Annotated in this window: 12 protein-coding genes; 7 read left to right on the top strand and 5 right to left on the bottom strand. The window is 71.3% G+C overall.

Features of this window, described 5'->3' with window-relative positions:
- The first annotated feature begins 99 nt into the window (after positions 1 to 99).
- Positions 100 to 786, top strand: a complete 687-nt coding sequence (locus tag QQ657_RS01100; protein WP_284740099.1) for a TetR/AcrR family transcriptional regulator — start codon at positions 100 to 102, stop codon at positions 784 to 786.
- A 120-nt stretch (positions 787 to 906) separates the two neighbouring features.
- A complete protein-coding gene (locus QQ657_RS01095; protein ID WP_284740098.1) occupies positions 907 to 4,104 on the top strand; it encodes a family 78 glycoside hydrolase catalytic domain in 3,198 nt (1,065 codons plus the stop codon).
- Positions 4,105 to 4,145: 41 nt separating this feature from the next.
- Here the strand turns inward: QQ657_RS01095 and QQ657_RS01090 are convergent, their stop codons facing one another.
- Both QQ657_RS01090 and QQ657_RS01085 read right to left on the bottom strand, forming a co-directional pair.
- Entirely contained in the window at positions 4,146 to 5,168 is a 1,023-nt protein-coding gene (locus QQ657_RS01090; protein WP_284740097.1) for an NAD-dependent epimerase/dehydratase family protein, read from the bottom strand.
- Positions 5,169 to 5,219: 51 nt separating this feature from the next.
- Complete coding sequence (locus QQ657_RS01085) at positions 5,220 to 6,182, bottom strand: alpha/beta fold hydrolase (protein WP_284740096.1); 963 nt, start codon at positions 6,180 to 6,182, stop codon at positions 5,220 to 5,222.
- 90 nt (positions 6,183 to 6,272) lie between these two features.
- Here QQ657_RS01085 and QQ657_RS01080 point away from each other — a divergent pair, with 90 nt between their 5' ends.
- On the top strand, positions 6,273 to 6,890 hold the full coding sequence (locus QQ657_RS01080; protein ID WP_284740095.1) for a TetR/AcrR family transcriptional regulator: 618 nt from the start codon (positions 6,273 to 6,275) through the stop codon (positions 6,888 to 6,890).
- A gap of 17 nt (positions 6,891 to 6,907) precedes the next feature.
- Here QQ657_RS01080 and QQ657_RS01075 read toward each other — a convergent pair whose 3' ends face one another.
- A complete protein-coding gene (locus QQ657_RS01075; protein WP_284740094.1) occupies positions 6,908 to 7,321 on the bottom strand; it encodes a DUF2255 family protein in 414 nt (137 codons plus the stop codon).
- A gap of 153 nt (positions 7,322 to 7,474) precedes the next feature.
- Between QQ657_RS01075 and QQ657_RS01070 the strand changes: the two genes are divergently transcribed.
- On the top strand, positions 7,475 to 9,139 hold the full coding sequence (locus QQ657_RS01070) for a glycoside hydrolase family 99 protein (RefSeq protein WP_284740093.1): 1,665 nt from the start codon (positions 7,475 to 7,477) through the stop codon (positions 9,137 to 9,139).
- 150 nt (positions 9,140 to 9,289) lie between these two features.
- Positions 9,290 to 12,142: an alpha-L-rhamnosidase-related protein gene (locus QQ657_RS01065; protein WP_284740092.1), complete on the top strand. Its 2,853-nt coding sequence runs from the start codon at positions 9,290 to 9,292 to the stop codon at positions 12,140 to 12,142.
- Positions 12,143 to 12,191: 49 nt separating this feature from the next.
- On the opposite strand, the gene QQ657_RS01060 is transcribed toward QQ657_RS01065, so the two are convergent.
- Positions 12,192 to 15,002: a type 2 lanthipeptide synthetase LanM family protein gene (locus tag QQ657_RS01060; protein ID WP_284740091.1), complete on the bottom strand. Its 2,811-nt coding sequence runs from the start codon at positions 15,000 to 15,002 to the stop codon at positions 12,192 to 12,194.
- 88 nt (positions 15,003 to 15,090) lie between these two features.
- Positions 15,091 to 15,492 carry a DUF6229 family protein gene (locus QQ657_RS01055; protein ID WP_284740090.1) on the bottom strand — a complete coding sequence of 134 codons (402 nt, stop codon included), beginning with the start codon at positions 15,490 to 15,492 and terminating at the stop codon, positions 15,091 to 15,093.
- Between the two features lie 409 nt (positions 15,493 to 15,901).
- Here QQ657_RS01055 and QQ657_RS01050 point away from each other — a divergent pair, with 409 nt between their 5' ends.
- Both QQ657_RS01050 and QQ657_RS01045 read left to right on the top strand, forming a co-directional pair.
- Entirely contained in the window at positions 15,902 to 17,221 is a 1,320-nt protein-coding gene (locus QQ657_RS01050) for an MSMEG_0569 family flavin-dependent oxidoreductase (protein ID WP_284740089.1), read from the top strand.
- Entirely contained in the window at positions 17,221 to 18,057 is an 837-nt protein-coding gene (locus tag QQ657_RS01045; protein ID WP_284740088.1) for an amidohydrolase family protein, read from the top strand. The genes QQ657_RS01050 and QQ657_RS01045 overlap by 1 nt, the downstream gene beginning before the upstream one ends.
- Position 18,058 lies beyond the last annotated feature (1 nt).

Here is an 18,058-nt window from a genome sequence, read left to right as displayed (position 1 = left end):
CCGGAACAACACTGACGAACGGTATTCGTCTAGAACACCGTTCGTCAAGGAATCGACCCCGATTTGACGAACGGTGTTCGTGACGAATACCGTCGGCCGATGCCGTCCCGCGACCCTTTCCGCGAATCGCACGTGGCGAGCCGCCGCAACCGGCCGGCGAAGCCCCCGCTGAGCCGCGACGCGATCGTCGCGGAGGCACTGCGCCAGATTTCGCGGGACGGCGGCGGAATGAGCCTGCGCAAGATCGCCACGGCGCTCGACACGGGCCCGGCTTCGCTCTACGCCTACGTCGACGACCTGAGCGAGCTGCAGGCGCTGGTCCTCGACCACGCACTGGACGAGGTCACCGTCGGCGAGGCCGGCGAACCGTGGCGCGGCCGCCTCGAACGGCTTCTTCGTTCCTACGCGGAGGTTCTGGCGAAGAGCCCCACCCTCGCCCAGCTGGCCTTCCAGACGGTCGCCGTCGGACCCAACGCGCTGCGCATCGCCGAAGCCCTCCTCGAGATCCTGGCCGAGCCCGGCGTCGAGCCGGCGACCGCCGCGTGGGCCATCGACATGCTGACGATGTCGATGGCCGCGGCCGCGGCGGGACACGCCTACGGCCTGGACCCCGCCGCGCCGGACAGCCCGGTCACGCAGGCGATCAACCGGGTGTCGGCGGACGAGTACCCCCGCGTGCACGCGGCCCGGGAGGACATCATGTCCGGCACCGGGGACGAGCGGTTCGCCTGGTCGGTGGACATCCTGATCCGCGGCATCCTCGCGTCCGGGCGCACGCACCCCTGACCCCGCACCGTTGTCTCTTCCGGAGAAGCGCTATATCGTTTCTCCATCGCGGCGGGTTGAAACGATTCAAGGTCGCGGCCACTCCCTGCGACGACGGAGGACAGTGCGATGAGATCGCGGATGACGGGACTCTCGGCCGCACTGGTGGTCATGCTGGCCATGCCCGTCGTCGGGACAGCGCCGGTGCTGGCCGACCCGGGCATCGTCGCCGGGGCGCGGGATCTGCGAGCCGGGTCACTGACGGTCGAGCACCAGGAGGATCCGCTCGGCATCGACGTCGCCAAGCCCAGGCTCGGCTGGACGCTGAACCCGGACCTGGCCGGTGGCCGGCAGTCGGCTTACCAGGTGCAGGTGTCCTCGGCGCCGGGCCGGGCGGGCGATGTGTGGGACAGCGGCCGGGTTTCGTCGGCGAAGTCGTTCGACGTCGAGTACGCCGGAGCCGCCCTGCGCCCGCGGACCCGGTACTCGTGGCGGGTCCGCGTCTGGGACGCCGATCAGCGGGCGTCGGCGTGGAGCGAAGCCGCGTGGTTCGAGACCGCTTTCCTGGACGGCAAAGACTTCCAGGGCGACTGGATCGGAGCGCGCGCGGAGCCGGTCACCACCTCGCTGCAAGGCGCGAGCTGGATCTGGTACCCCCAGGGAAATCCGGCGGACTCCGCGCCGGTCGGCACGCGGTACTTCCGGCGGACGGTCGACCTGCCCGCCGGCGCCCGCGTCACGGCGGCCCACTTCCAGCTGACCGCCGACGACAGCTTCGTCCTCCACGTCAACGGAAAGCAGGTCGCCGGCTCGCCCCAGGTCGCCGACTCGTGGCGAACGGCCGTCGACGTCGACCTCACGGCCGAACTGCGTCCCGGGCGCAACGTCCTCGCGATCCAGGCCGCCAACGCCCAGCCCGGGCCGTCGGGGCTCGTCGGCAAGCTGCACATCGAGACAGCGGACGCCAACCCGATCGACATCGTCACCGACACCGCCTGGAAGTCGTCCGACACGGACACCCCGGGGTGGCAGCAACCGGACTTCGACGACTCGGCGTGGCCGTCGTCGCTGGTGGCCGCCGCCTACGGGTCGGGCCCCTGGGGAAACTCCGTCTCGGCGACGACACCACCGGAACCGTTGCTGCGCAAGGACTTCACGGCGAAGAAGCAGATCCGGTCCGCCCGTGCCTACATCGCCGGGCTCGGCTACTACAAGCTCTACCTCAACGGCCGGCGGGTCGGCGACCACGAGCTCGACCCCGCGTTCACGGTCTACGACAAGACGGACCTCTACGCGACCTACGACGTGACCCAGGCACTGCGGTCCGGCGACAACGCGATCGGCGTGAGCCTGGGACGCGGCTACTACGCGATGACCAACCCCGACGAGTGGCTGAGCTCGCCGTGGCACAGTGAGCCGAAGCTGAAGCTCGAGCTCGACATCACCTATGCGGACGGCACGAGCGGGCGCGTCGTCAGCGACGGGAGCTGGTCGCTCGCCGACGGTCCCACCACTTCGGAATCGCTGTGGTTCGGCGAAACATACGACGCCCGGCTCGCGCAGCCGGGCTGGAACGACACCGGGTTCGACGACTCCGGCTGGCGCCCCGCCCGCGTCGTCCCGGCGCCCGCGGGTGCGCTCCGGGCACAGTCGTTCCCGCCGATCAAGGTGACCGGCACGCTCCCGGCCACCAAGGTGACCACCCCCGCCCCCGGGACGACGGTGCGCGACTACGGCTCCCCGACCGCGGGCTGGGCCGGTGTCGCCGTGCGCGGACCGGCCGGCGCCACCGTGACGATCACCTACGGCGAGAAGCTGAAAGCCGACGGCACCGTCGACAACGTCGGCGGTTTCGGGATGCAGCTGCAGAAGTACGCGTTCATCCTGAAGGGCGGCGGGCCGGAGACGTTCACGCCCAGCTACTCCTACGCCGGCTTCCAGTACGTCCAGGTCACCGCACCCGAAGGCGTCACCGTCGATTCGGTGACCGCGCAGCGCGTCCACACCGCGGTCGCCAAGACCGGCGCGTTCACCAGCTCGAGCGACCTGTTCAACCGCTACCACGACGCGCAGGCGAACACGATCCTCAACAACCTGCACTCGGTGCCGACGGACACCCCGATGTACGAGAAGCGGCCTTACACCGCGGACGCCTTCCTGTCCGCCGACTCCGCCATCGCCAGCTACGACATGCAGGACTTCTACGAGAACTGGCTGCGCGACCACCGGGACGACCAGAACCCGGACGGATCGGTCGGCCAGACCGTGCCCGCGACGGTGGGCGGCAAGAAGGTCACCGACCCGGTGTGGTCGGCGAGCTTCGTCCTGATCGCCTGGGACCTGTACTGGTACTACGGTGACACGCGCGCGCTCGCGGAGAACTACGACGCGATGAAGGCGTGGCTCGCCTTCTACGAACGCGACATCGCCAAGACCGGCAACATCTACACGGGATTCAGCTACGGCGACTGGCTCGCACCCGGCGCGGCGAACCCGCCGGAGGGCACCCGGCTCTCCGGCACCGCCTACCTCCACAAGACCGCCACGACCATGGCCGGGATCGCGCGCGCATTGGGCCACGGCGCCGATGCCGCGCACTTCGACACCCTGGCGGGCACGATCGCGAACGCCCTCAACACGACGTTCTTCGACAAGGCGGCCGGCGCCTACTTCGACGACCGCGCGGCCGGGTACCGCCAGACGTCCAACCTGCTGCCGCTGAGCCTCGGCATCGTGCCCGCGGCGGACCGCCCGGCCGTCGTAGCCCGCCTCGTCCAGGACATCCGGTCGCGCGGCGTCCACCTGAACACCGGCGCGCTGGGCACGAAGCTCATCCTCCCGGCACTCACCGACGCGGGCTACGGCGACCTCGCCTACCAGGTGGCGACCAACCCGGCCTACCCCGGCTGGGGCTACTGGTTCCAGGAGCTCGGGGCCACGACGATGTGGGAGGAGTGGGCCGCCACATCACGATCGCACGACCACGCCTTCCTCGGCACCATCGACGACTGGCTGTACCAGCGCGTCGCCGGGATCCAGCCGGCCGCGCCCGGCTACACGGCGATCAGGATCCGGCCCTACCCGGTCGGTGCGCTCACGAACGCGTCCGCGTACGTCGACTCGCCGCTCGGCCGGGTGAGCTCGGCCTGGACCCGCGACCAGGGCCGGTTCACCCTGCGCGCCGGCGTGCCGGCCGGAGCGACGGCCGAGATCTTCATCCCGGCGCGGGACGGCCGGGCCGTCCAGGCTCCCCCGGGCGCCCGGTTCGAGGGGGTGCGGGACGGGTATGCCGCCTTCCAGGTGGGTTCGGGCGACCACGTGTTCCGCTCCACGACCTGAACGACCGGCTCCTATGGCCGGGTGAGCGCGTGCGGGCTGATTCAGGAGGCCACGACGTCGTGGTCGAGGAGGCTGCGCGCGCAGTCGAGGACGCTGGCCGCCGCCGGGCGGGGCGTCCAGTCCAGCAGGCGCTTCGCCTTCGCGGTGCTGTGGCGGTTGCGGCGGCCGAGACCTGGCATCACGTCGCGCAGGGACTTGTCGAACAGCGCGGCGGTGCGGACGGCGAAGTTCGGCAGCTGCCGGGTGGGCACCTTCTCCCCCGCGTCGCCGAGGCCTTCGCGCAGGATGACCGCGATGTCGTGCATCCACAGGAATTCGCCGGTCGCGAGGAAGCGCTGCCCGGCGGCCTCGGGGGCGGTCATGGCCCGGACGTGGACGTCGGCGAGGTCCCGGACGTCGACGACCTCCAGGCCGATGCGCGGCGTGCCCGGCATCGCCCCGGACAGCATCCGCGCGATGATCCGCACCGACCCGAGCGTGTCGGGCGAGAGCAGCGGCCCGAACACCGCGCCCGGCAGGACCGTGGCGAGCGTCATCGGCCCCTCATACGAATCCATGAACTCCCACGCCGCCAGCTCGGCCGCGGTCTTGGACCGCCGGTAGGCGGGAAGCTTCGGGGTGGCGAGGTCCGTCCACAGTGTCTCGTCGGTGACCCCTTCGGAGCGGTAGGAGGCCGGGCTGGCGGTGTTCGCCGCCGACGTCATGACCACCCGGCGGACACCGGCCGCGGCCGCGGCGCGCAGTACGCGCACCGTGCCGTCGCGGGCCGGGATCAGCAGCGCCTGCTCCTCGTCCCCGTCCGCGCCGAGCGGTGAGGCCACGTGCAGGACGTAGTCGCAGCCGTCCATCGCGGCCTTCCAGCCGTCGTCGGCGGTCAGGTCGGCGACGGCGAACTCGAGGTGGTCCGCCCGGTCCGACACCGTCGCGACCGCGCGCCGGACGCGGTCGCCGCGACTCGCGTCACGCACGGTCGCCCGCACGTCGTAGCCGCGGCCGAGCAGCTCCGCGACGCACCAGCCGGCCACGTAGCCGGTCCCGCCGGTCACCAGCACCGTTTCCGCCATGCTGCCCTCCTCCATTTCGTTAGCCGATTGGCTAACGAAATCAGCTTAGCATCACGCCCCTGCCCCGCGCAGGAACGGCACGACCCGTTCGAGGACCGCGGCCGCCTGCCCGTAGGTGATGGCGTGCCCCTGCCCCGGCAGGGTGAACAGCTCCAGCCGGGGAATCCACTGCTTCACCTGCGCCGACTGCGCATACGGGTTGACGACGTCCGCGGTGCCCCAGGCGGCGAAGACCGGGATGCCGGAGCGCCCGACCGCCTGGTAGACGTCCGGCTGCCAGGTCGAGTCGTAGTTGCGGACGGTGTTGAGGATGCCTTCGGCGATCCCGCCGAAGCGGGTCTGCTCGGCCATCCACGCGACCATCTCGTCCCGCGCGGTGCCGGGCGGGTAGGCGTCGGCGATCATGCTCCGCACCTGCGCCGGCCCGGCGACGCGGAAGATCCAGTCGCCGAGCACCGGCCACGTCAGCACCGGCGCGACGACGTCGGACCGCCCGCCGCCGCTCGGCGCCATGAGCGCGAGCGAGGCCACCCGTTCGGGGTGGGCCGCGGTGAACGCGGTCGCGATCGCCCCGCCCAGCGACGCACCGATGACGTGGACCGGGGCGGTCATCCCGAGGCCGTCCAGCAGCTCACGCAGCTGGCGCGTGTAGAACTCCCGCGTGTACGGCACGTCCGGGCGCTCCGAATAGCCGTAGCCGAGCAGATCCGGCACCACGACCCGGAAACCCGCGTCCGCCAAGGGTTTCCGCCACGCGGCGAAGCCCTGGCCGCCGACCGCGCCGCCGTGCACGAGCAGGACGACGGGCCCCTTCTCGGGCCCCGAGAGGCGAACGTTCAGCACCCCTTGCGACGTCGGCACGAAGTGCTCGGCCTTCCCGTCGCGCAGCAGTTCCGCGCGGGCGGGCTCGTCGAGCGTCGCCCGCGTCGCCCCCGCGATGACGTAGGTCGCCGCCAGCCCCACGACCAGCGTCGCGACCGCGACCCCGCCCCACTTCAGCACTCTCCCCGGCATCCGGCGCTCCTCGCTCGCGTGTTCGTTAGCCGATCGGCTAACGAACACGCTACGCCGATTCCGCGACCCGGGTGCGGTTAGCATGACCGCATGGCGGCGACCAGGGCGGCTCAGGCCGAGCGGACCAGGCAGGCAGTGCTCGACACGTCGCGGAGCCTGTTCCTGGAACACGGCTTCGACGCCACCTCGCTGCAGACCATCGCCGACACCATGGGCGTCACGAAGGCCAACGTCTACTACTACTTCCGCACGAAGATCGCGATCCTCGAAGAGCTGCTCGCCCCCACGGTGGCGGCGCTCACCGAGCGGCTCCAGGCGGCCGAGCGCATCACCGACCGCGCCGAACGCGTCGACTACCTGATCACGACGTGGGTCGACCAGGTCGTGACCGCCTACCGGACGCTCGCGCCCATGAGCCGGCACGACCCGATCGTGCGCCGCCACGAGCGGATCAGCCGCGAGCTCGACGAGCTGAGCCACCGCGGCCTGGAGCTGATGTTCGGGCCGGACCCCACGGTCGACGAGCGGGCCGCGTACTGGCTCATCAGCGATCTCGGCGTGGTGAACCGCCGGCTGGACCACCTCTCCGACGACGAGCTGCGCGAGACGCTCACCCGGCTGTGCCGCCGGGTGATCGGCGACCTTCCGCCCACCGAGCGCGGATCCGGAACCCGGCGGCGAGCTTCGCGCCCGGGTTCACGCCGGTGAGCTGATCGACCGGAAGCTCAGGCTCGCGGGACGGGCGCCAGCCGCAGGGTCGTGGCCGCGGCGGACGCGTTCACCATGTCTCCGACCGATCCCTCACCGAAGCGCCCGTACTTGACGCGGTAAGCGGTATCGATATCCGCGCGGTGCTCGAGGCCGACGTCCTCGATCGCGACGTCGGCTTCCCAGCCCTCGACACCGATCCGCGCCCGGCGGGTGCGCAGGGCCTGGCCGAACCACCCGGTGTCGCGCCGGTACCAGGTCCGGACGTACACGTGCGAACCCGCGCACACGACCCACACCGGCACCGCCCGCCGCAGCGTGTCGTCGGCGCGCCGGACGGCGATCTCGAGTTCCCGGGCCGCGTCGAGCCGCGCCAGGTCCGCTGACGACCACAGTGATTCGCCAGTGCGGCGGACGAGGTTCTCTGCCATGAGAACCACGGTAACCCGGACCGCCAGGCAACATCTTGCGCGATCTGATCGGAAACTTTCAGAAATCAGTACGAGTATTGCCACTTCTTGGCCAAAGACCTACAGTCCTCTCACCGGCAGACGTACTCGTGCAGCGTGGCGGGAGGAACGGGCATGGCGATCTCGCGCAGGACGTTCATCGGCTCGGCCGCGGCCGCTTCGGCCTGGGGTGCACTGTCCCTCGCCGGCGCCCCCGGTGCCGCGGCGGCCAGCCCGCCCGGGGACGTCGTCGGCAAGATCACCGTCGGGTACCAGGGCTGGTTCGCCTGCGCCGGCGACGGCGCGCCGATCGACGGCTGGTGGCATTGGAGCCAGAACTGGAGCCAGACCCCGTCGCCGGGCAACAACGTCATCAAGGCCTGGCCGGACATGCGCGAGTACACCCGCGCCTACCCGACCGCCTACGGCAGCCTCGGCAACGGGCAGCCCGCCACCCTCTTCTCGTCCTACGACCAGCAAACCGTCGACACGCACTTCCTGTGGATGCAGCAGAACGGCTGCGACACCGCCGCGCTGCAGCGCTTCAACCCCAACAGCAGCGAAGGCCCGACGCGCGACGCGATAGCCGCGAAGGTCCGCAGCGCCGCCGAGTCGCACGGACGCAAGTTCTACATCATGTACGACGCCACCGGCTGGGCGAACATGCAGCCGGAGATGAAAGCCGACTGGACGACGAAGATGTCCGCGCACACGGCGTCCTCCGCCTACGCGCGCCAGAACGGCAAACCGGTCGTCTGCATCTGGGGCTTCGGCTACAACGACGGCAACCACCCGTGGGACGCGAACACCTGCCTCGACGTCGTGAACTGGTTCAAGGCCCAGGGTTGTTACGTCATCGGTGGCGTGCCGCGGGAGTGGCGCACCAGCGACGGCGGCTCGCGGCCGGGCTTCGGCGACGTCTACCGCGCGTTCAACATGATTTCGCCGTGGATGGTCGGCGCCGTCGGCGACGTGGCCGGCTCGGACTGGATGTACGCGAACCTCAACGTCCCCGACGCGGCCGACTGCGCCGCCCACGGCATCGACTACCAGCCGTGCGTGCTCCCCGGCGACGTCTCCGGGCGCCAGCGCGCCCACGGCGACTTCATGTGGCGCCAGTTCTACAACATGGTGCGGGCCGGCGCGCAGGGCATCTACATCTCGATGTTCGACGAATACGGTGAAGGCAACCAGATCGCCAAGACCGCGGAAACCGCCGCGATGTCCCCCGTCGGCGCCGGTCTGCTCGCCCTCGACGAAGACGGGACGGCGTGCTCGTCGGACTACTACCTGCGCCTGACCGCCGACGGCGGCCGCATGCTCAAGGGACAGATTCCGCTCACCCCGACCCGTCCGACCTCGCCGATATTGACCACCGGCGGTTCGACCGACCTCGCCCGCGGCCGCGCCACCACCGAAAGCAGCCACACCCAGAACTACGGCTCGGGCAACGCCGTCGACGGGAACGCCGACAGCTACTGGGAAAGCGCGAACAACGCGTTCCCCCAATGGCTCCAGGCCGACCTCGGCGCGGCGACGGCGGTGACGCGGATCGTGGTGGCCGTCCCGCCGTCGAGCGCGTGGGGCACCCGGACGCAGACGCTGGCCGTGTCGGGTTCCGCCGACGGCACCACGTTCGCCACCCTCGTCCCGGCGACGGGGTACGTCTTCGATCCGGCGAGGGGCAACAGCGTCACCATCACCGTGCCGGCCGGCAGCCGCCGGTTCCTCCGCCTGACCTGCACCGGCAACACCGGGTGGCCGGCCGGCCAGATCGCCCGGTTCGAGGTCTACAGCTGAGTTCACGGCCGGCCGGGCATTGACATGACCATGGACGTGGAGCACCCTGACGGGAACGAACTCGTCTAGACCAATCTGCCCCCTTGCGCTCCGCTCGCTCGCAGAACCCGTCCGGTCCGGATTTGAAACGTTCCAATCCTGGAGGTCGCCATGCGTTCCGCCGGCTTGGCCGCTGCCTTGCTCCTGGTTCTCCTGGCCACACCGCCCGTCGAAGCCCGCGTGAGCGCTCCGCCGCGCACCTCGGCCGCCCTGGCGCCACCGCCCGGGGCGCTCGAGGCGCTGAACCTCTCGCCGACCTCGCGGACGGTGCGGCCGGTCGCCGTCCAGGGCACTGCCGGATCGGTGACCAGCCCGCAGAACGTGCTGACCGGGCAAGCGACCCGGCTCTCCGGGACGAACTCGTCGATCACGCTCGACTTCGGCAAGGAGGTCGGCGGGATCGCCACGCTCTCGTTCGGCGCGACCAGCGGCGGGCAGCGGGCCGGGCTCGCGTTCACCGAGTCGTCGCTCTACATCGGACGGACGAGCGACGCGAGCAGCGGCGGCAACGCCGACGGCGCGATCCACGGAAACGCCCCCACCAACGGGACCTACACGATGCCGGCGGCGAGACTGCGCGGCGGCTTCCGGTACTTGACGATCTTCCTGGACACGGCGGGCTGGGTCGATCTCACCGGCGTGTCCCTGGCCTTCACGCCCGCACCGGGCAAACCGAACCCCGCGGCGTACGCGAACTACTTCTACTCGAGCGACGACCTGCTCAACCGGATCTGGTACGCGGGCGCGTACACCGTGCAGACCAACATCATCGCGAGCGACCAGGGCCGGGCCTGGCCACCGCCATCGTCCGAATGGGACAACAGCGCCGTGGTCGGAGTGGGCAATTCCGTGCTGGTGGACGGCGCCAAGCGCGACCGGACCGTCTGGCCCGGCGACCTCGGCATCTCGGTCCCGACCGCCTACGCGTCGATGAACGAGCTGGAAGCCACCCGGAACGCCCTGTCGACCATGTACGGCGTGCAGGCCGCCAACGGGGAGATTCCGTGGTCCGGCCCCGTGTTCAACCTCAAGGGGTCCGACACCTACCACACGTGGACCCTGCTCGGGACGTCGTTGTACTACACGTACTCCGCCGACCGGGCCTGGCTCGACTCGGTGTGGTCGAACTACACCCGCGGGATGCAGTTCATCATCGGCAAGATCGACTCCGGCAACCTGCTCAACGTGACCGCGACCCAGGACTGGGCGCGCTCCGGCCAGGGTGGCGAGAACATCGAGGCGAACGCGCTGCTCTACGCCGCGCTCACCGGCGGCGCCTCCCTCGCGACCGTCAAGGGCGACAGCGGTTTGGCCGCCACCTACGCGAACCGGGCCGCCGCGCTGAAGGCCGCGGCGAACGCCCGGCTCTGGGACTCCGGTGCGGGCATGTACCGCGACAACCCGAACAGCGGCCTGTACCCGCAGGACGGCAACTCGCTCGCGGTCTGGTACGGCCTGACCGACTCGCCGTCGAAGGCCACCAGCATCGTCCGGGCCCTCGCCGGCCGCTGGAACGCCTTCGGCGCGACGACCCCCGAGTGGGGCGGCGGCGTGCACCCCTTCTCCGGCGGCATGGAGGTGCAGGCGCACTTCGCGGCCAACGACGACTTCACCGCCCTCGCCCAGATCCGCCGCACCTGGGGCCACATGCTGAACAGCCCGGTCGGCACCAAGAGCACCTTCTGGGAAGGAATCAACGCCGACGGCACCCCGGCCTACGGCGGGTCGTTCATGAGCATGGCGCACGGCTGGTCGAGCGGCCCGACCTCCGCGCTGACCTTCGACGTCCTGGGCACCGCACCGGAACCCCAGGTGGGTCAGTACCGGTTCGTCCCCCATCCCGGTGACCTGAGCAGCGCCGAGGGCCGCATCACGCTGCCGCAGGGGCCGGTGAACGCGTCCTGGTCCCGCAATCCCGGCGCCGGCACCTACACCGCCCACCTCGGCAGCCCGGGCGGCACGACGGGCCGGATCGGCGTGCCCAAACTGGGTGGCGCGAACATCTCGGTCTCCGTCAACGGTGCGGTCGTGTGGAGCAACAACACGTTCACACCCCGCCCCGGGATCAGTGCCGCCTCGCAGGACGGCGACTACGTCTACCTCACCGGCGTCGCGCCGGGCACCTACGACGTGACCGCCGCCGGCCTCGGCAACCCGGTCCCTCCCCCGCCGCCCGCCGCCGCCGGTCTTCCCGCCGGTTTCACCCACTGTGCGGCGGAAGGCGGTCAATGCGCCTTCTCCGGCACCCGCAGCGTCGCCTACGGCGCCGGGGCCTACACGTTCAAGACCGCGACCTCCGCGACCGCCTGCACGAACGACGCGTTCGGGATCGACCCGGCCGCGAACCTGGCCAAGTCCTGTTACGTGGCGCCGCTCGGCGGCCCGGCCGGATACACGGCCTGCGCGGCCGAGAACGGCACCTGCTCGTTCACCGGCTACGGCCGCAGCATCGCCTACGGCGCGAACGGGGTGTTCGCGTACCGGGTGTTCAGCGCCGGCACCCCGTGCACGAACGCCGTCTTCGGCGACCCGATCGCCAACGTCGCGAAGTCGTGCTACCTCGCCCCGGCCGGACCACCCGCGGGAGGCTGGAGCCAGTGCGCGGCCGAGGGCGGTTCCTGTCCGGCCGTCAGCGGCCAGCCGGTGGCCTACGGCGCGTTCGGTGCCTTCCGGTACGTCACCGCCTCGGGCACGCTCGGCTGTGCCAACGGTTCCTTCGGCGGCGACCCGATCCCGGGCGAGGCCAAGGCGTGCTACACCAGGGACGGCAGCCCGCCCGGCTACGCCACGTCGTGTGCCGCGGAAGGCGCCACCTGCGGGTTCGCCGGGCAGCGGACGGTCGCCTACGGTGCGCGGGGCGCGTTCGTGTACCGCACCTTCACGGGCGGGACGCCGTGCACGACCGCGGCGTTCGGCACCGACCCGCTGACCGGGATCGCGAAGTCCTGCTACCTGACGCCGTGAACCGGGGGCGGGCCCGGGACATCGTCGCGGCGACGTCCCGGGCCCGTTCCTAGTCCAGCAGCAGCGGGGAGGGCAGGCGCTGCTCGGGGCGCATGCGGAGCAGGCCGTGCACCACCCCGGCCAGCCCGGACATCAGGCTCGGGGAAAACGCCTCCCGGGCCAGGCCGCCGACCGGGCCGCGTTGCTCGAGGCCGGTCAGCAGTTCGCCGTCGATCTCGTCGCGGTCCGGGCCGTCCCAGGACGGGTCGGCGAGGCGGATGGCGTCCAGCATCTCCCACAGGCCCATGTCGCCGTGGCACAGGGTGTGGCTCCAGCCGAAGCCTTCGGCGGCGCTCGCGCGGGCGGCGCGGACCGCCATCTCCAGCCGCCGCGGGTCGCCGGTGCGCCGGTGCAGGTCGAGCATGGCCAGGCCGATGCCGGCGCTGCCGTGGCACCAGCTGGTGAAGAAGTCCTCTTCGCTGCCGATGCGGGCGTCGAACCAGTTGCCGACCTCCGGGCGGTAAAGCCATTCCTGGTAGGCGAATGCCCGCTCGGCGAGCTCCCGCCAGGTGGCCCGTTCCGCCGGGGTTCCGGCGTCGCTGAGCGCGAGCCGCGTCAGCGTCCAGCCGATGCCGGTGGCGCCGTGGGCGAACCCGCCGATGCCCTCGGGGTTGAGCCGGGTGGGCCACCGGGCCCCGTAGTCCTCGTGCACGGCCAGGTCGGCCAGCCGGTTCCCCACCGCCGCGGCCACCGGCAGCCACTTCGGCCGTCCGGTCGCGGCCAGGCCGAGCAGCGGCACCCCGGCGCCCGCGACGCCGTTGAGCAGGTCCACCTCGCGATCCTCGGCGATCATGCGGCCGTCGGCGAACTGGCCGGCTCGCTCCTCCGCCCGGTCCAGCAGCCAGTCCCAGCCCAGCACGCGGTGCAGCGCGAGCCAGGTCCACACCTGGGACGCCGCACCGCTGAACGCCCCGGCGGACGGCGTCTCGGTCAGTTCCTCGACGCTCATCAGGACCTTCAGCGCGCCGTCGAAGCACTCCTGCACGCCGTCGACCTCGTCGGCGCGTCCGGCGCGCACCTCGGCCAGGTACTCGGCCAGGGTGAGCACCACGCCGCCCTGGCCGGTGTACAGGTCGGCGGGCAGGACACGGATCGACCAGCCGGCCGGGGTGAACACGGGACTGACCCAGCTGACCGTGCCGTCCGAGCCGCGCACCGCGCCGTCGCACAGCTGCCGGACCAGCCGCGCGGCCAGCGCCCGGCGCCGGGGCTCGCGGTCCCGGCAATGCGGGTCGTGGGCGGGGTACTGGCGGCGCGAGGGCAGGGTGCGCTCGTTGAGGTAGGCCCCGACGAGCGCGTCCTGGATGATCGCCTCCTCGAACGGCAGGTCCGCGCCGCGCCAGTCGGCCACCGACGCCTCGATCGCCGCGCGGTCCACCTCGAAGCTGAACAGCGGGACGTCCCCGGCCAGCAGGTCGGCGATCTCCGCGTCGATGGCCGGGAGGTCCTGCGGCGCGCCGTGCAGGACCTTCGCGTTGCGGAGCAGGATGTCGCGGCCGCGCTCGATCGCGGCCGCTTCGTCGTGCAGGGACGCCGGGTGCCACAGCATCCGGCCGATGTCGACGTAGGCCTGCGTCGGGCGCAGGATCCGGCGGGCCTCGACGCCCTCGAAGTGCCGGAGCAGGTGGTGCACGCCGGGACCGGCGTCGAGGCGGTGCAGGTGCGCGGTCATCTCGCGGAAGCCCTCGAGCACGCGGTCCCAGTGGGCGTGCAGCACCGCGGTCGGGCTGGGGTGGTTGCCCGCGGCCGGCATCTCGACCAGGTCGACCTCCAGGCGCGCGGCGGCCGTGCCCGCGTCGGCGATGACCGGCGACGGGATGCGCGGCTGCTGCCCGGGCAGCGCGCCGATGCCGGAGATGTCCACCCCGCCGAGCGCGTAGCCCTTGCCGCGCACCGGGAGGAGGCCGGTGCGCAGGACCGTCCGGCGGATCGCGGCGGTCGCGACGTCGACGGCGTCGCCCTGGCCGCTGGGCGGGAACTCCGCGGGGGCGTCGAACAGGGTCTCGGCGTCCACGATGACCGGCACCGGGCCCGCCGCGATCATGTTCTCCGCGTGCATGTCGGTGCCGCCGCACAGGCGCAGGACCGCCAGCCAGTGCCCGAGGTTGCGGTAGAAGAGGCCCAGCTCGCGCTCGTCCGCGCAGTAGCGGGGTTCGACGAACTCCGCCCACCCGTAGCCGTCGCGCCGGAGCACCGGCGGCACCCGGATCCGCTCGGCGGCCGGCGGGGCGCCGGGGAACGTCTCGTAGACGTCCTCGATCAAGGCCGCGAGCGCGGTGTCGATCGCCGAATTCCGCGGCTTGTACATGATGGTCCCGTCGCCGACGTCGACCCGGCTGACCGTCAGGCCGCCCCGGTGCGTGTCGCCGCGGCCGAAGGTGACCGCCCGCAGTTCCCCGCGCAACGGCGCACCGAACAGCGGGCGGTCCGCCGCCAGCCGCGCGGCGAACCCGGCGACGGCGGCCACGGACAGCCGCGCCACCGACTCGACCCGCCGCGGGAGGACCGGGTAGCGCCCTTCGATGCTCGCCAGGTAGTCCTCGCGCGTCGCTTCCTCGACGTACTCCGCCCAAAGTCCGGTGCCGTCGCCGCCCGCGGTCAGCTGCCGGGCGTGCAGTTCGATCAAGAACACCCGCGACAGCTTCGCGTGCAACGACTGGACCAGCGCGTCACTCCCGGCGGCCAGCACCACGGCGCGCTCGTCCGGGGTCAGGCCGGGGATGGCGTCGAGCGCATCCGCCAGCGCGGTCCGCCACGGCCGCGCGAGCCGGTCCACCGGCCCGCCGAACGGGAGGGTCTCACTGTCTGCTGAATCGAGCACCACTGGCCTCCGGCTGATCCGACCCGGGGCGCGCGCCCGCGCTCCCCCGGCAAGGGAGTCGCGGGCGCGTGCCGATGAACGACTTTCGTCAGCAGCACCAGCTGCCGTGCGAACCACTCGGGCTCGAACAGAACGCGTACAGCATGTCGGTCGGGTCGACCAGCGAAGCCTCGGCGGCGTTTCCGCCGACGTACAGCGGGCCGGCGGGGTTCGCCAGTCCGTGCGCCGATTCCGAACCCGACAGCCAGCCTTCCAAGACGGCGGTTGAATCAACGGTCTGCATGAAGAACCTCCAGGTAGACGAAGGATCGGGAACATACCCGGCGGAGTGTAACCAGCAAAACTTCAGCGCTTCGACGGCCATTCGGCGGATACCGAAGATCCATTTCTGTCCGCTTTTTCCGGAAACGCGCACAAACCAACAAAAGAAGGTCGTTGACCACACCGAACGGGTGACGACAAAAGTACCCTGCTGCCCGGAAAGATTCATTAGGGCGGCGGCGGGCCGCCATTTCTGGTCCAGCTGGGGGCGGGGTCCTGACAGAGTCGCCTGCCTGGCCGCCCCGGCGCCGGTCGACGGGTGTGGCGCCCTGGGCAGACGTCTTGAATGAGTCATTCAGGACCTCGCAAGACCTGAATGACTCATTCAAGACACCGCCGGAGGTGCGGCGGGCGACGCGAGCCGGGCGGCGCGAGCCGCGAAGCGCGAGCCGGGCGGCGCGAGCCGCGAGCCGCGAACCTGCGAGGCGGGCGGCGTCGGGCCGCCATTTCCGGTCCGGCCGGCGGCGGGCGGCGTGTTACGAGCGCCCCGGCGCAAGCGTTACCCCCGGCCGGTCTGGTAACACGCCGATGTTCCGGATGAAACCGTCCGGAAATCGTCCGCCGGTGCACTGATCGGCATGAACCTCCAGCTCGACGGCCTGCACCGGCCGGTGATCGTGGTCGGCGGCGGCCAGGCGGGACTGTCGATGTCCCACTGCCTGACCACTGCCGGGGTCGGGCACCTCGTGCTCGAACGCGAGCGCGCGGGGCACGAATGGCGGACCCGCCGCTGGGACAGTTTCTGCCTGGTCACGCCCAACTGGCAGTGCCGGCTGCCCGGTTTCCCCTACGCGGGTGACGATCCGGACGGGTTCATGGTCCGGGACGAGATCGTCGCCTACCTCGAGTCGTACGTGAAGGACTTCGACGTTCCCCTGCACGAGGGCGTCGAGGCGACGCGGCTGCGGCAGCTGCCCGGCGGCGGGTTCCGGCTCACGACGTCGGCCGGCGAGCTGACCGCCGACCACGTCGTGCTGGCCACCGGCCCGTACCAGGTGCCGTTGAAGCCGCGGCTGGCCGAGCGGCTGCCGGACCACGTCGTCCAGCTGCACTCGGCCGAGTACCGCAACCCCGCGCAGCTGCCGGACGGGGACGTCCTGGTGGTCGGCACCGGGCAGTCCGGCTGCCAGATCGCCGAGGACCTGCACCTGGCCGGGCGGCGGGTGCACCTCGCCGTCGGGTCGGCGCCGCGCGTCGCCCGGCGTTACCGCGGTCGCGACGTCGTCGCCTGGCTCGACGAAATGGGGTACTACGCCAGGGGAATCGACGAGTTCGCCGACGCGGACGCCGTCCGGTTCCGCGCCAACCACTACGTCACCGGCCGCGACGGTGGCCACGACATCGACCTGCGCGCGTTCGCCGCGGAGGGCATGCAGCTCTACGGCCGACTGAAAAGTGTCCGAAGTGGACACCTGGAGTTCGCCGACGACCTGCGCCGCAACCTCGACGCGGCGGACGCGGTGTCCGAGGGCATCAAGGACTCGATCGACGGGTTCATCGCCCACCGCGGGATCGCCACACCGAAGGAAGATCGCTACAAGCCGGTGTGGGAGCCACAAGGCGGCCAACGCACCCTCGACACGGAAGCGCTCTCCGCGGTCGTCTGGAGCACCGGCTTCGGCCGCGACCACCGCTGGATCGACGTCCCGGTCTTCGACGGCAAGGGCTACCCGACGCACCACCGCGGCGTCACCAGCTGCCCCGGCCTGTACTTCCTCGGCCTGCCCTGGCAGCACACCTGGGGTTCCGGGCGGTTCTGCGGGGTCGCCGCGGACGCCGAGTACCTGGCCCGGCGGATCACCGGAGGCGGCCGCGGTGACGTCCGGTGGCTCTCCGGGACGCCTGTGAGCACCTACCCGGCCGACGACGACTGGGTCGCGCCGCGGACGGTGGCCTGATGCGCTGGACGAACGATGCCCACCGCCACCTGGGTGTGCTACCCGCGTTCCCGTTCTACGGCGGCCCGCCGGTCGCCCCGGCGATCGGCAGCCGCGCGACGATCGGCGAACTCTTGTCCGATTTGGACCGCGAAGGCACCGAACGCGCGCTGGTGATCCCGAACTACGGCGTCCCGGACCCGGCGATCGCGTTCTCCTTCAACGAACTCTGCGTCGAGGCGGCAGGCAAGGACGACCGGATCAGCGCCGCGCTGTGGGTGTCGCCGCGAGCCGAAGACGCCGACCGTACCGACAACGCCCTGAAGCTGGCCGGCGAACCAGGCGTGCGGGCGCTCAAACTCAGCTTCCTGCTGGGTGGCAAGGCATCCGACCCGGCGTGCAAGCCGCAGCTCGACAAGATCTTCGCCACGGCAAGGGAACACGACCTCGTCGTGCACGTCCACACCTCGCCGGGTGCGGCGTCGGACATCGACGAGGTCGGCAAGCTCGTCGACACCTACGCCGGCGACGTCAAGCTGCACCTCGTCCACTTCGGCGGCGGGATGAGCGGGCACATCAAGCTCGTCGGCGGCCGCTTCTTCGACTGGATCGCCGCCGGGAAGCAGGTCTACACGGACCTGTCCTGGGCGATCGGCTTCACGCCCCGCTGGCTCGTCGAGGAGATCTCGCGCCGTGGTATCGGCCACGACCGCGTGCTCTTCGCCTCCGACGAACCGTGGGGCGATCACGAGGGCGAACTCGCCAAGCTGGCCGCCGCGGCCGGCGACGGCGAGCTCGCCGACCTGGTTTTCCGCGGCACGTTCGACGTGCTGTACGGACCGAAGAAAGGGAAATAGA

The organism is Amycolatopsis ponsaeliensis (assembly GCF_030182635.1).
In the GTDB taxonomy this organism is placed as follows: Bacteria; Actinomycetota; Actinomycetes; order Mycobacteriales; family Pseudonocardiaceae; genus Amycolatopsis; species Amycolatopsis ponsaeliensis.
Note: the sequence above shows the minus strand (reverse complement) of the source record. Positions and strands in the feature narration are given on the sequence as shown.